The 14,823-nt window shown below is 55.9% G+C and carries 7 protein-coding genes; 6 read left to right on the top strand and 1 reads right to left on the bottom strand.

Annotated elements, in window-relative coordinates:
- The first annotated feature begins 296 nt into the window (after positions 1-296).
- The 5 genes from MCM46_07370 to MCM46_07350 all read left to right on the top strand — a co-directional run bounded on the left by MCM46_07370 (position 297) and on the right by MCM46_07350 (position 13,675).
- Complete coding sequence (locus tag MCM46_07370; protein MCG3111630.1) at positions 297-5,111, top strand: multicopper oxidase domain-containing protein; 4,815 nt, start codon at positions 297-299, stop codon at positions 5,109-5,111.
- Between the two features lie 109 nt (positions 5,112-5,220).
- Positions 5,221-6,396, top strand: a complete 1,176-nt coding sequence (locus MCM46_07365; GenBank protein ID MCG3111629.1) for a PQQ-binding-like beta-propeller repeat protein — start codon at positions 5,221-5,223, stop codon at positions 6,394-6,396.
- A 407-nt stretch (positions 6,397-6,803) separates the two neighbouring features.
- Entirely contained in the window at positions 6,804-11,741 is a 4,938-nt protein-coding gene (locus MCM46_07360) for a multicopper oxidase domain-containing protein (GenBank protein ID MCG3111628.1), read from the top strand.
- A gap of 88 nt (positions 11,742-11,829) precedes the next feature.
- Positions 11,830-12,756 (top strand): carboxypeptidase-like regulatory domain-containing protein, encoded by a 927-nt coding sequence (locus tag MCM46_07355; protein ID MCG3111627.1) that lies wholly within the window; start codon positions 11,830-11,832, stop codon positions 12,754-12,756.
- A 76-nt stretch (positions 12,757-12,832) separates the two neighbouring features.
- A complete protein-coding gene (locus MCM46_07350) occupies positions 12,833-13,675 on the top strand; it encodes a carboxypeptidase-like regulatory domain-containing protein (protein MCG3111626.1) in 843 nt (280 codons plus the stop codon).
- Here MCM46_07350 and MCM46_07345 read toward each other — a convergent pair.
- Positions 13,672-14,076 carry a hypothetical protein gene (locus MCM46_07345; GenBank protein MCG3111625.1) on the bottom strand — a complete coding sequence of 135 codons (405 nt, stop codon included), beginning with the start codon at positions 14,074-14,076 and terminating at the stop codon, positions 13,672-13,674. The two genes, MCM46_07350 and MCM46_07345, sit on opposite strands and share 4 nt — an antisense overlap.
- Before the next feature lie 396 nt (positions 14,077-14,472).
- Between MCM46_07345 and MCM46_07340 the strand changes: the two genes are divergently transcribed.
- Positions 14,473-14,793 (top strand): hypothetical protein, encoded by a 321-nt coding sequence (locus MCM46_07340; protein ID MCG3111624.1) that lies wholly within the window; start codon positions 14,473-14,475, stop codon positions 14,791-14,793.
- The last annotated feature ends 30 nt before the right edge of the window (positions 14,794-14,823 follow it).

Raw genomic sequence — 14,823 nt, 5'->3', positions numbered from 1 at the left:
TAAAAAATCCCAGTCTTTTTCGGTTTTCTTCTGCGTCAATTTTTTGGCATCGCTCTTGCTCTGTAGCGAACCGCCATTGTCGCTTGCCGTGAAATGGAAGGTGTCAATACTTTTATTCACGGAGTGAGGATCACCAATCTCCGTTTAGAACCGATGGTTGAGACGCTTTCAAGCGTATCTCGGCGAGGGGATATCGCTCAGCGCTCAATCAATGAAATGAGAACCACATCATCACCTGTCATCGGATACGATCATTTCAGGAAGAAAATTACAAGAGAATGATGAGGAGAAGCGGAATGAAGAAGTCAGAAGGTAGCTTCTGGGGGGGATTTTTTGCGTTTTTAGCATTGTTTTTGTTCCAGAGCGGCGTGTTGAATGCCGAAGGGACACATCCGCACGATCATGACATGCAGGAAATGAGAATGCCGGAGCGGGGCCAGGGAAGTCCGGTTCCCGCCGGGGCCGTCCGCCAGGACGCCGGCGCGCAGATGTTGAACAAACTGACCGAGAAGCTCGATCACGAAATCACCCGGGCCGGTGGAAATCTGGGCGGATTCACGAACGCTTCTCAGGCCCACACGATGTCGCAGGGGATTCCCCTCCAGATCGCGAATGAAGAAGCGGTCGTCCAAGGGGGACGCTGCCCGAGCAATATTCCGGTGAAGACCTTCGATATCTCCGCCATCAATGCGGAGATCACGATCAGCCGCTTTATGGACTACTATCCCGGCTACCTCTATGTTCTGACCGAAGATCTCCAAAAGGTTCGCGCGGAAGAGGCCAAAAACAAAGCGGCCCGCGAGAGCAAAGATCCCTTTCCTGCGGCGGCCGTTTCCGTTGGGCTTCAGGGCGATCTGATTCAACCGCTGGTCATCCGCGCCAACGCCGGTGACTGCGTCCGGATTACCCTCCGGAACCAGACCGAGAACGACGAGCCGGTTAGCCTCCACATTCACGGCTCCAGTATGATCGTGAAGGCCACCGGTCAGGCGGCAACGATGACGAACAAGGATTCGATGGTCGCGCCGGGCAAGACGCAGGAATTCGAATGGTATATCCCCGGAGATCAACCCGACTCAGCACATCATTTCCATAGCCATGCCGTCCGTGATCAATGGTCGCTCGGCATGTTCGGTTCCCTTGTGGTTGAACCGCGGGGTTCTCGTTATCTGAATCCCTGGACCGGCAAGGAGATGAAGAGCGGCTGGATGGCGATGATCGAAGATCCGAACGGACCCGACTTCCGTGAGTTCGCCATCTTCTATCATGAGATCGGCGACGAGGTCTTCCGGATCCTGGACCGCAACAGCGAGATGCTGGCGCAGCGCGATTCCTTCACCGACACCTATCGGCCCGGCGGCCGGGGACTGAATCTTCGAAGCGAGCCGCACGGAACGCGGCTGGCCATGCAGGACAAGGAGCACCATGTCCACGATGAATCGATGGGGTACGGCTCCTACACTTTTGGCGATCCTGCCACCACGGTTCCCCGTTCTTACTTGGGCGATCCGACCAAATATCGGATGATGGGGGGATCGGAAGTCATTCACTCCCATCATCTCCACGGCGGCAGCGACCGCTGGCCTCGTTCACCCGGCGCCGTCACCGCGGCGGAGTTTAATTTTGCGGCGACCGCCGGCGGAACCGGCCCGGTGAAGTTCCCGCCGGTCCGAACCAGCTCCGAGCGTTTGGACGTTCAGGCGATCGGCGCCGCCGAATCGTATGATCAGGTGATCGAATGCGGCGCCGGCGGCTGTGCCTACGGCGCGGGCGACTACACCTTCCACTGCCACATCCCCCAGCACTACGTCACCGGGATGTGGGGCTTCTGGCGCGTCTACAACACCCTTCAGGTGGCCGGCTCCCAAGATGACATCATGCCGCCGCTGGCCGAGCTTCCCGATCGGAAAGGAAAGATGAAACCGGCGGTCGATTCCTCCAAACTTGTCGGCAAGACGGTCGATTGGTTCGGTGGACAGAAGTTCAAGATCACCGCCGACAAGAGCAACTGGAAGGCGAATCCACCTGAAGTGTCGATCAAAGAGTGGGTCGACATGATGCTTCCGGCCCAGGGAAAACCAGGCGGGACCGACGACGAGCATAAGCAGGTCGTTTCGATGGATGCGACGGTGCTCGATTGGGTTTGGGATGGAAATACCGCCATGTCGGAACCGGAGACGAAGCAGGTGTGGGTCAACTATAAGAGTCCCACGCCGGGAAAGCGGTTCGCACTTCGGTTCGATCCGGCCACAGGGAAACTTTCAATCCCTTATTTAAGGCCGCACATGGGGAAACGGGTTCCTTTCTCGCCCGAGCACAACCCGGCGCCGTTCTTTGAGCCGATCCGACGGATGGCGAGAGAAACAGAGCCGGCGACTCCTGGAGAGCAGGGGCCGTGGAGCCTCTGTCCCGGAAGAGCACCCCGGAAATTCTACACGATCAACGGGATTACTCTTCCGATCACACTGAAGGCGGCGACGAAGAAAACGCCGGCGATCGTTGATCCGGATGGGTTGCTCTTCGTTTTGGAAGAGGAAGAAGCGGAAGTTCGTAAGAACGACGATAAAAAAGTGCCGTTGGCGATTCGTGCCAATGTGTATGATTGTGTCGACGTCATTTATAAGAGCAAGATGCAGGATGACGACCGAACCGTTCATTCCAATAAGACGAACATCCATCCCCATTTCTTCCAGTTCGACATCACCGCGTCGGACGGGGTGATCATCGGCTTTAACTACGAGCAGTCGGTCCGGCCTTTCACCATCTTGAAGCCGGAGGACAAGGCGAAGCCGCATTACGGACTACCGGTTCCTCAAAACACCACGTTGACCAAAGAGGCGAAAGCAGGGGATACCTCGATTGAGATCGCCTCCGCTGTCCGCAAAGTCGACGTGCATGAGATCAAGTTCGATACCCCGATGTTCCACCCGGGGATCACCATCGGACTTTCCCTCGACGGCGTCGGCGAGTTCGAAGCGGTCAAGATCAAAGAGATCAAGGGAACCACGGTGGTCCTGACCGAGCCTCTTAAGGGGAATCATAAGAAAGGATCGATCGCCAGCCCTGAGTTCGTTCGTTATCGGTGGTATCCCGACGTCGACCTCGGCCTGGTCTTCTGGCACGACCATGTCTTCGGTCTTGATGGCTGGGGCCATGGGCTCTTCGGTTCGACGATCGTTGAGCCGGCCGGATCGACCTATCATGATCCGGCGACCGGAAAAGAGATCCGGAGCGGGATTGTGGCGGATATCCGTACGACCGATCCTGTTTCTCATCAGGTCTCGGGCAGCTTCCGCGAAGTCGTCATGCAGATCATGGATTCCAACCCGAGAACGGCTGAGTTGATCACGGCCGATAACCCGATGGCGGGACGTCCTTCCGTGGACGGAACGCCGTCTGCGAAGTATCCGGAACGGCTGAACAAGTCGGCGATGACCTTCCTCAACGGAGGAGAGGCCACCACCGGCGGAGGGTTTGGATTGCGGGTGGAGCCGCTTTCGGTGCGGCTGGCCAACAACCCCGATCCTTCTCAGCTCTTCTCCAGCAAGGTGCATGGCGATCCGGCAACCCCGATGATGAAAGCCTATCTCGGCGATCCGATCGTCTTCCGCATCATTCAGGGAGCGGCGAATGAAGCCCACACCTGGCATGTCAGCGGCCATTATTTTCCGATGGAGCGCTTCAACTCCGGTTCGCTGCCGCGCAATACCTTCCACATTGCCATTGCAGAGCGGCTCGATATGGTCATCCCGGCCGCCGGCGGACCGCAACGGATGGCGGGGGACTACCTCTACTACTCCGGGCGGGCCTCTCACTTCTCCGGTGGATCGTGGGGATTGATCCGGGTGTTGGATAAACCGGATAAGAGCCTCCAACCCTTGCCTTCTCGGGAAGAGATTCCCGCCCCGGCAAAGGAGGTCTGCCCTGCGGATGCGCCGGTCAAGAACTTCAGCGTCTCAGCGATCGATTATGCCATGCGTTTTAATCCCGGCATGCCGGAGATCATGGAGGTCGACCTGGGCCGGAGGGTGAATACGGCCAACGAGCAAGGAAAGGCCTATGTCCTCGATGATGAGGTGACCAAGGTAAAAAGCGGGAATCTCAAACCGATGCCGCTGACACTGTGGGTCAACGTCGGGGATTGCATCAAGATCAAGCTCACCAACCGGATGGCCAAAGAGCGGGCGGGGCTGCATGCCGATATGCTCGCTTTTGATCCGAAAGATTCCACCGGGGCGAACGTCGGAAACAATCCCGGCGATCAAACGGTGGCCCCCGGCCAGAGCCGGACGTATACCTACTATGCCCACCCTGAATATGGTGAAAATGCTTCCATGATTCAGGACTGGGGGAACGTCGTCGACAATCCTCGGAACGGTCTCTACGGCGCCGTTATCATCGGGCCGAGAGGGTCGAAGTATCGCGATCCGGCGACCGGAGAGGATATTACCCTGAAGAATTCCTGGCAGGCCGACGTGATCGTTGACCGGAGCGTTCCGGGCAATGAGAACAAGAAAAACTACCGGGAATTCTCGCTGATGTTCCAGGATGAAGATCAGCTTATGGGAACCAGCTTCATGCCGTATGCTCAGAAGGTCGCCGGCCTCACCGGGGTGAACTACCGGGCGGAGCCGAAAGACTGGTATATCGACAACGGAGCCTGCGAGGTTGGGATGATCTTCCAGTGTGTGTCCGCCAGCAAGACCGGTCCGAGCACGCCGGTTCTGCAGGCCCATGCCGGGGATCCGGTTCTCATCCATGTCTTTGGCGGATTCAGCGAGCAGGTCGGGGTCTTTGCGCTGGATGGTCACGAGTGGCCCGCCGATCAATTCAGAGGGGCGCATTTGCACAGTTCCTTTGAATTCGGCGGAAGCTCCTACCTCCGTGTCGACCTCAGAGGGGGCGCCGGCGGACCGCATCAGTTGGCGGGTGATTACGTCTATATGAATCACCGGGCTGCCTACATCGATGCGGGACAATGGGGCTTCCTCAAGGTGCTTCCGAAGGGAGACAAGAAGATTCTCGCCTTGTCGCCGACCGATCCCGGCTTCCGATTCGCGGGACAGGAGGGAAGCGCTCGACCGATCTCCGTAGAGGGGAAGGCTGAGTAAGCATTCTCTGAAATAAAATGCAAGACAAGTAGAGGGACTCGAAAGTCCCTCTACTTGTTTTTGCACCGGAGCGTTTCTTGACCTTTATCAATATCGTTGGAGAGAATTCATGGTGAGCGGAGAACGCCTTTTTCAAATAAGCGGAGAAAAGCGTTGGCGTCGTTCCCAATGGGGAAAACGCAGGTCGATCTTCGCGACACTCCTCTTCGTCAGCTTGGTTCTCGGAATGTTATCTCCTCTTTTTTTCCCGCTTCCCGGCAATATCGGCCTCGGCTATGCCGCCAAAAGCGCCGGTCCGGTAAAATGGATCTACACGACCGGAAACACGATCTACTCCCGCCCGACGATCGGATCGGATGATTCGATTTACGTCAGCTCGACGGATACCTATCTCCACGCGATCGATGCCAGCGGAAAATTGCGCTGGAAGCAAAAGATCGGCCCGCTGAAACATGTCCATTTTATGAGATCGACTCCCGTCATCGCCGCGGATGGGACTATTTATGTCGGATCAACCGATTACCATCTCTACGCGGTGACCTCCAAAGGCGAATTGAAATGGCGTTACAAAGCGGGAAGGGAGGTTCAATCCTCTCCGACCCTGGGGGGAGACGGAACGGTCTACTTCGGATCGGAAGACGGTTATTTTTATGCGGTTGATTCCCGCGGACAATTAAAGTGGAGGTATGAGATTGGCGGCTCCGTTCAATCCGATCCGGTGGTTGGGAATGACGGCGTCATTTATCTTGGTTCGGAGGAGGGATTTCTCTACGCCTTTCAGTCGAATGGGGAACTAAAGTGGCGCTTCAACGCGGAGAGCCGCATCGCCTCGCCGACCCTCGGACTGGACGGGACGATCTATGCCGGATCCGCGGACGGTTTTCTTTATCACATTTCTAAAGACGGCAAAACGTTATGGCGATATCGGACGGCGCAGCCGATTTCGGCGGCCCCTACGGTCGGCCCGGACGGCGTCATTTACGTCGGATCATCCGATGGCCCCCTCTATGCGCTCGAACCGAACGGAACGCTGAAATGGCAGGTTCAGGTTAAAAGCATTATCAATTCCACCCCCAGAATCGGTCCTGACGAAACAATTTTCATCGGATCGAACGACGGATTCCTCTATGGATTCAGCCCGGAAGGAAAACGGGTCTGGCAGTTTCGGCCCGGACATGCCGCCTCTTCGATTCCTGCCATTGCAAAAGACGGCACGATTTATGTCGGTTCCCACGAGGGGGATCTCTACGCCCTGAGCGTAGAGCCGCCGCCGCATCATTTTTAAAGTGGGCCCCTTCCGCTGCGCCATGGGGCTCCTTGTGCGGCGGTCGTCTCGAAGAGCCTTCCAACTCCGCTCCTAATCCATCCTTAAAGAACAACGATCCATTGTTTCGGTTTGTCTTCGTCTCATCCGAATCAGTTTATTCCTTTGATTGGCATCTCCCAAGAAGATCTACCGTTCATCTGATATTTAAGTGTAAAAAAACTAAACATATGTAAAAAATACTTGACACGTCATAACGTGCATGCTAGATTCACGACACATTTTGGCCGATTATTGTTACTACCAGCCACCGACATCCAACATCTAAGATGATTGCCACGCATCGAAAGACAAAATCTTTTCAGGACGATCCATTTCTTTCAACAAGTCCGGTTTACGCAAATAACAAAGGTAGAAGGAGAGACACCATGAATACTGCAAGGCGGAACGTCTTCACAATATTCTTCGCTCTCTTATTGGTTCTGTCGGGAAGGGAGGGGGTCTTAGCCGGCGGGGCGGACCATGACCATTCCCATGCTCCCGATTCAGCGGCGGCATCGACCAATTGGGAAGAGAAATTCAAGGCCCAGCTCGTTCGGGAAGATCAGGCCGAAGGGCGCGCCGGCCATGCAGATCGCGTCGACGCGGCAATGAACAAATTGATGGATGAGATCTCCAAGGGAACGGGAGGACATTCCAATCACGGCGGGGAGAGCGGTCCTTTCAGCGGCATGGCGATGATGCAGCAGATGGACCAGAGCTTCTTCCTCGGCCCGACAGGGGTGGCGGAAAGCGTCACCTCGGGCGGTCGTTGTCCGAAGAACGCGCCGGTAAAAGAGTATGACATCTCCGCGATCAACGTCGAGATCACGCTGAATCAGTGGCTCGACTTTCACCCCGGATACATGTACGTCCTCTCGGAGAATGAAGCGAAGGTCCGTGAAGAAGAAAAGAAGAACGCGGAGGCCCGTGAGAAAGAAGGTTATGATCCGGGTGCCGTGACGACCGGTCTTCAGACCGATATGATTCAGCCGCTGAATATCCGCGGAAACCAGGGTGATTGTATCGTCTTTACGCTGCGGAACAAGCTGGACGGCGAAGATGTCAGCATGCACATCCACGGCTCCAGCACGATCGTGAAGACGAGCGGAAAAGCGGCCACCATCGCCAACCCCGAATCGACAGTGAAGCCGGGCGAGAGCCAGACGTTCGAGTGGTATATCCGTCCCAACGAACAGGAGGGGGCGCATACTTTCCACAGCCATGTCGGCCGGGAGCAGGCGAGCCTCGGCATGATCGGAACGTTCGTCGTCGAGCCGATGGGGTCGAAATACCTCGATCCGATCACCGGGAAAGAGAGCAAGAGCGGCTGGCAGATGATGATCGTCAGCGACAAGAGGATGCGGCCGACCTCGAAGGATTTCCGTGAATTCATTCTGATTTACCACGAAATCGGAGACGAATCGTTCCGACCGTTGAACCGGCAGGGAGAGATGATTCCGCAGCGCGATCCGAACACCGACGCCTATCGTCCTTCCGCCCGCGCGATGAACTATCGCAGCGAGCCGTTCGGCGTCAACAACCTGGCGCTTCAAGAAAAGTATTTCCACTTTGAAGACGAATCGCTTGGGTACAGCTCCTACACCTTTGCCGATGCTCCGACGACCATTCCCCGGTCCTATCTCGGAGATCCGGCCAAATTTCGCCTGGTCCACGGCGGCGGCGAAGTGTTCCACTCGCATCATCCGCACGGCGGAACGATCCGCTGGCTGCGTCAGCCGAAAGCCGACGGCAAGGGTGAATTCCTTTTGACGGCGGCCGAGAACGGTCCGGTGAAATTCCCCGAGATCCGTACCACCTCCGATCGCGTCGACGTTCAGGTGATCGGCCCCTCTGAAGTGCTCGATCTGCAGACCGAGTGCGGCTCCGGCCTCTGCCAGCAGTTGGCGGGAGATTTCCTCTTCCACTGCCATGTGGCGCACCACTATGTGGCCGGGATGTGGGGGTATTGGAGAGTCTACAACACGCTGCAGTCGGGTAACTATCCGATGGCAAGCACCGATGTCATGCCGCCGCTGCAAGAGCTTCCAGATCGGAAAGGCCGGATCAAGGCAGCGGTGACTTCCGACAAGCTTGTCGGAAAGACGATGGACTGGTACGACAAGAAATGGAATGTGACTTCCAATAAATCGGATTGGAGCAAGCCGATTCCCGAGATCTCGATCAAGGACTGGGTCAAAATGATGCTCCCGCCCGCCGGTCAGCCGGGGCATACCGCAGACGAGAAGGGGCAGATTATGGCTTATGATGCCACCGTCTGGGATTGGGTTTGGGAAGGAAACAAGGCGATGGGCGAGCCGGAAGTAACCGGCAAGTTCGATTGGCCCAAATATAAATCTCCGATGCCCGGCAAGCGTCCGCCGATTCTCTTTGACGCGGCGACCGGAAAACTCGCCTGGCCGCATTTCAAGCCGCACTTCGGAAAGCGGGTGCCGTTTGCCCGCCATCATGGACCGGCCCCTTGGTTGGAGCCGATCCACATGGAGAAAGAGAATGGTTCACTCCCCTCTGATCCGGGCGGAAAAAATGTGGCCGGAATGGAGACGACACAGCCGGCCAAGCCGGGTGAGCAGGGCCGATGGAGCCTCTGCCCCGAGAATGCGGGCCGCAAACAGTACACGATCCATTTCATCGAAACCCCGATTCAGTTGACCAAAGGGCTCGGCAAGCAAAAGCCGGTCGTCGATCCGAAGGGGCTCCTTTATGTTCTCCATGAGGATGAAAAGGAGATCCGGGCGAATCCGGCGAGTGATAAGACGATCCCATTGGTCTATCGGGCCAGTGTTTACGACTGCGTCGATGTCATCTTGAAGAGCGAGTGGGAGGATAACGACACCACCAACTTCCAGATGTCGAAGATCAATATCCACATCCACTTCATCCAGTTCGACAATCAGGCATCGGACGGCGTGATCACCGGGTTCTCGTATGATCAGTCTGTCCGCCCCTTTACGCAAATGGGGAAGAAGAAGCAAAAAGGTCTTCCTGCTCCGATGAATGCGGTGATTACGGAAGATGTGAAGGCAGGCGCCAACTCCATCAAAATCAAGATGGGAGAAGGGGCGACTCCCTTTCATGTGGGGACCGATCTGATGATCGGGATGGATGAGGTCAACTCTTCGGAAGTTCGCTGGATTAAATCGATCGAAGGCGACACCGTTACCTTTACCGAGCCGTTGGCGAATGCGCACAAAAAAGGGGAGATTGCCTCGGTCGAGTGGGTGCGGTACCGTTACTGGGTCGATGCCGACAGCGGGACGGTCTTCTGGCATGACCATGCCTTCGGCGCTACCACCTGGCCGCACGGCGGGGTTGGCGCCATGATCGTCGAGCCGCCGGGGTCAACCTATCACGATCCGGTGACCGGAAAAGAGATCCGAAGCGGTCCGGTGGCCGACATCCGTTCCACCGAGCCGATCGGCTACGGCATCAACGGCAGCTTTAGAGAACTGGTTGTGATGCCTCACGACACCGTCCCCTACACCGCCCAGGTGGTTGTGGAAGGGAACCCTCCCGGTCAGACCATTCAGGTCGCGATCGATGCGGGGCAGACCCTCTCCTTCCAGATGCCGTATGATTTGGATCTGGTCGCGGTGCCGATGCTGAATGGGGGAACCCACACTACCGGAGGGGGATTCAACTTCCGGTCGGAGTCGGTGGCGCGGCGGTTGAAAATGAATCCCGATCCCACCTTGATCTTTTCGAGCAAGACGCATCAAGATCCGAGCACCCCGCTTCTGCGGGCGTATTTGGGAGACACCATTGCGGTTCGGCTCCTTCATACGCTGATGAACGAGACGCATACCTGGAAGGTGGCGGGACATGCCTTCCGGACGGAGCGGTTCGCGGAGCATTCCGACTTTAGAAATGCGCACCATGTCGGGATCGCCGAGCGTTACGATCTGGTCTTTAAGGCGGGCGGCCCTCAGCAAATGGCGGGGGATTATCTCCACTACAACGGCCGGGCCTCTCACCTCTCGGAAGGGAGCTGGGGGATCATCCGGGTGTTGGACAAGGAGGTGAAAGATCTTCAGAAGCTTCCCGGAACGGGAGAGATCCCGCAATCGGCGAAAACACTCTGTCCGTCGGATGCGCCGGTGAAGACCTTCAACGTCATCGCAGCCGATCGGGCCTTGAAGTTCAACACCAAGGCCGGCGATTTTATCGAGGTCGACTTCGACCGCAAGCTGTTGGTATCCAACCCGAAGGGCAAGATCTTCATGCTCGAAGGGGAGAAGCGTAAGGTGGCCGATGGCGATTTCCAGCCGATGCCGCTCGTTCTGCGGGTAAATTCAGGGGACTGCATCAAGGTGAATCTGAAGAACGAAATGAAGGGGAGCAAGGCGTCGTTCAGCTCCGACATGCTCTCGTTCGACCCTAAAGATTCTCAAGGGGTCAACGTCGGCAACAACCCCGGCGATCAGACCGTCGCCCCCGGCAAGAGCAAGACCTACACCTTCTACGCGCATCCTCAATATGGCGAGTTTGCTTCTCTGGTGTGGGATTGGGGGAATTTCATCAACAACGTTCGGGACGGTCTCTTTGGGGCCATCATCGTCGGCCCGAAGGGGGCGAAGTTCCGCGACCCGATGAACGGAGACGATGTCTCGATGAAAAACGCTTGGGCGGCCGATGTGATCCTCGATCGCTCACTGCCGGATAGCATGGGCCGGTCCGATTACCGCGATGTCGCCCTCTTCTTCCAGGACGAGGACAACATCATCGGAACGTCGTTCATGCCCTATATCCAGCAGATCGGCGGATTGACCGGCGTGAACTACCGGGCCGAGCCGTGGATGTATCGGGAGGAAAACGGGTGTGAGCCGGGTAATATGTTCACCCCCTGCTTGGCCGGCGAGACCGCTCCGGAAACACCGACGATCATGGCACATTCAGGCGATCCGGTTCGGATCCATGTCTTCGGAGCCTTCAGCGAGCAGAACCAAATCTTCAGCATTGAAGGACATGAATGGCCCTTCAAGCCGAACATGGAGGGGGCCGATATGCTCAGCAGTCTCCAATTCGGCGGCGCCGAGTACCTCGACGTATTTTTGAAGGAAGGGGCGGGCGGTCCGTTCGCTCTTCCCGGCGACTATGTCTGGCAGAACCATCGGATGCCGTATGCGGCGGCCGGACAGTGGGGCTATCTGAGAGCGCTTCCAAAGGGCGATCGGAGAATCCTTCCGTTGAACGGCGCTGCGGGGCCGGGCGGAAAGACCGCCGAGGCGCCGGTAGAAGAGGCGCCGGAAACGGTCTCTGAATTGAAAGACCAGGCCCCCGGTCCGGTGTCGATGCTGCATCAGTAACCAAAGCATTGTTTTTACAAAATGGGGCAGGGGGGTCTCACTACCCCTGCCCCATTTTGCTATTTTCATGAGGAGAGGTACTGTGAAGATGTCAATGGTTTTTCGCGTTGGATTGATCCTCATTGGAATGATCTCTTTCTTCGATCATTCCAATGCGTTCGGATATGAAGAGATCGAGGTGAAGAACGGGGGAAGCGTTACCGGGAAGATTGTATTGAAAGGCCCCGTTCCGGATCCGCGTATTTTCCCCTTGGTCCTTTATCCGTTCGGACCCTTCTGTAAAAAAATTTCGGACGGTGAGGGGAATGTCCGGCTCAAGGAGTTCATCGTCGGAAAAGCGGGCGCCCTGGGAGACGCCGTGGTGGCAGTGAAAGAGGTAAAGAAGGGGAAACCTTTTCAGAAGATCCAGGCCGATTTCGTCGCGGTCGATTGCATGTTTCATCCGGCCGAGGTTCCCGACGAGGAGCAATACTCGGTGAAGGAAGGACAACTCCATCACGAGCATCCGAACGTGACCGTTCTGGTGAACCACAAACCGATCTCGATGATCAATAAAGATCCGATCATTCACAACATCCAGGTTTTTCAAAACGAGAAGGGAAATATTATTCTCAACACCCCCCTTCCGGTTTCGACGGAGCCGCGCGGCGGGGTTCTTCATTTCGCCCCTGGAAAGCGGATCTCTCAGATGATTTGCGGGATGCACGAGTTCATGCAGAGTTGGGGTTTCGTCGTCGATAACCCCTACTACACCAAGACGAAGAAGGACGGTTTATTCAACATCGACCAACTTCCGCCGGGAACGTATCAAATTACCGCATGGCATCCCCACTTCGATATTATCGAGAAAGAAATTACCGTTCCCGCAAATGGAAAAGTCGAAATTAATTTTGAGTTCGACGCCACGACGGTCGAGCGGGCGCTTTACGAAACCCAGCACCAGCGTCGAATCAGTCCGGCCACGCCGCACGATCATATGCTCGGTCCGAAGGACGATCGCATTATCATCGATTAACGGTATCGATTAACCGTATATGTGAGGGTTCATCATGTTACTGAAGGTGTCTCTTCAAAGAGTGAAGAGGATGGGAATGATCATCGGTTTGTTGGCTGTCTGGGTCTTGATCGGCTCGTCGACCGGATGGGGGTATGAGGAAGGGCCGATCACCGACAGCGGCGTTCTGGAGGGAAAAGTTGTCTTGAATGGAACGCCCCCTCCCGCCCGGATCTTTCACCTGATTTTCTCGCCGAACATCGATTTTTGCGGGAGGATTTCCGATGGAAAGGGAAACCGGCTGCTCAAGGAATTCCAGGTTGCCCCGGATGGAGGGCTCAAGCATGCAGTGGTCGCGGTGGTCGGGGTGCAGCGGGGGAAGCCCTTCGACTATACTCCGGAAGTCACGATCGAAAACTGCCGGATCGCCCCGTGGGTGACCCCGGTCCGCAACGGCCATCCGTTCCGGATGGTGAACAACGATCCGATCGCGCACGATGTTCAGGGCTACACCCTCAAGGACAAATACACCTTCGCGATGTTTAACAAACCGCTTACTCCCGAGACGATAGCATCCAAAACGGTAAAGCTTCGCAACGGTCATTACATTTTTCGCACGCAGTGCGGCGTGCACGATTTTATGCAGTCGTGGGGGCTGGCGGTGGGAAATCCCTACTTTGCAGTGACCGGGCAGGACGGCCGTTTTACGATTCCCGATCTGCCGCCGGGAGAGTACGATGTCATCGCCTGGCACCCGCATGTGAAGGTCCGGGCGGGCCGGATCAAGATCGACCCGAGCGGGAAATCGGAATTAAATTTTGCATTCGACGCGGGGGAGATCGATATCCCGCTTCATGATCTTCAGACGCAGTTCCGGATGGATACGGCCCTTCAACCGCATCATCTTGTGCCGCCGGCGGTCGAGCTTCAGCAGTATTAATCGGTGTACTTCGGAAGTTCAACGTCTTCTCCCGTCAGATGACGGTAGAGAATGTGGAATTCCTCCGTGCTGAGTTCCGGATTCAAGAGTTTCTCCACATCCTCCTGGGCCACCGGGATCTGCGAGCTTTCGTCAAAGGCGGATGAGCCGATGACGATGTGGTCCGGGAAGTAACGGAACTCCGGAAGGAGATACTTGATCCCCCCGTTGTAGGTGATTGCCAATTGCATCGCGACGCGGGCGACCGGCGCCGGGATGTTTTTCCCGATGGCAATGTTCGGCGGCGGGTTCCCCAATCGGAAAAATTGGGGCCGGATTCGAGTGATGGAGAGCGCCTCAAACTCCTGTTTAATTTTATCAATATCCGCCTTTCGCTCCTTCGCCAGGAAAAGTTCTACCAAAATTTTCCTGTTTGCTTCCTGCCCTTCTCCCGTATTTATCAGAGTTAAATCCTTTTTTTCTGCGGCTTGGGCCCTTCCAACCATCATGTGGATTGGGCTTATGTTAAGGAATAAGAGCCATCCTAAAATGATTTTTAGGAAGAGGTTCGATTTTTGCATTAAAGCCTCCCAGGAAATATTGTATAATTACTAATATAACGTCCATGTCCCGCGATGGGCGGGATTATATCAAAAACATTTTTATTTGAAAAGGATTGCCCTATGCGTCAAACGAGCCGATGTTATTTCATATCGATAGCAAAAAGCCGATTTGTCCCGATCTTTTTGGCAAGCCTGTTTCTCTCCTTTTCCCCTATATCTCTGCTGGTAGCCCAGCCGCCTGCCAAAGAGCTTCCAATGCTGGTGACTCTGAACGACCTTAAAACGGAGCCGGGCCAATATGATGGTCACCGGATTGTGGTGACCGGCCGGGTTCAGTCCATTGAGGTCCAACAAGGGCGGCGTGGAAGCGAATTTGTGATGCTTGTTCTGGAAGAGGAGTCGGTGAATCCAAGTAGTACCGGGTCGACGATTAAGGTCGTCAGCCTCACCCTTCCCACGATACAGCGAGGGCATTATGCTCTTGTTCAGGGGACCTATCATGTGGAAGGGAAACAGGGAGGTCGTCCTTTCGAGCATTTTATCGATGCCGAAGTCATTCTCAAAGACAAGCTGTAAGCGGTGATCGAGGGAAAGAATCCTTGCGGC

It is taken from the genome of Candidatus Manganitrophus morganii (assembly GCA_021651055.1).
Lineage (GTDB): Bacteria > Nitrospirota > Nitrospiria > SBBL01 > Manganitrophaceae > Manganitrophus > Manganitrophus morganii.
Note: the sequence above shows the minus strand (reverse complement) of the source record. Positions and strands in the feature narration are given on the sequence as shown.

Bases quoted from the DNA above. Each gene is read 5' to 3' on its own strand.
- MCM46_07350 (MCG3111626.1), top strand. From the start codon at position 12,833: ATGATCATCGGTTTGTTGGCTGTCTGGGTCTTGATCGGCTCGTCGACC.
- MCM46_07370 (MCG3111630.1), top strand. From the start codon at position 297: ATGAAGAAGTCAGAAGGTAGCTTCTGGGGGGGATTTTTTGCGTTTTTA.
- MCM46_07340 (MCG3111624.1), top strand. From the start codon at position 14,473: ATGCTGGTGACTCTGAACGACCTTAAAACGGAGCCGGGCCAATATGAT.
- MCM46_07365 (MCG3111629.1), top strand. From the start codon at position 5,221: ATGGTGAGCGGAGAACGCCTTTTTCAAATAAGCGGAGAAAAGCGTTGG.
- MCM46_07360 (MCG3111628.1), top strand. From the start codon at position 6,804: ATGAATACTGCAAGGCGGAACGTCTTCACAATATTCTTCGCTCTCTTA.
- MCM46_07355 (MCG3111627.1), top strand. From the start codon at position 11,830: ATGTCAATGGTTTTTCGCGTTGGATTGATCCTCATTGGAATGATCTCT.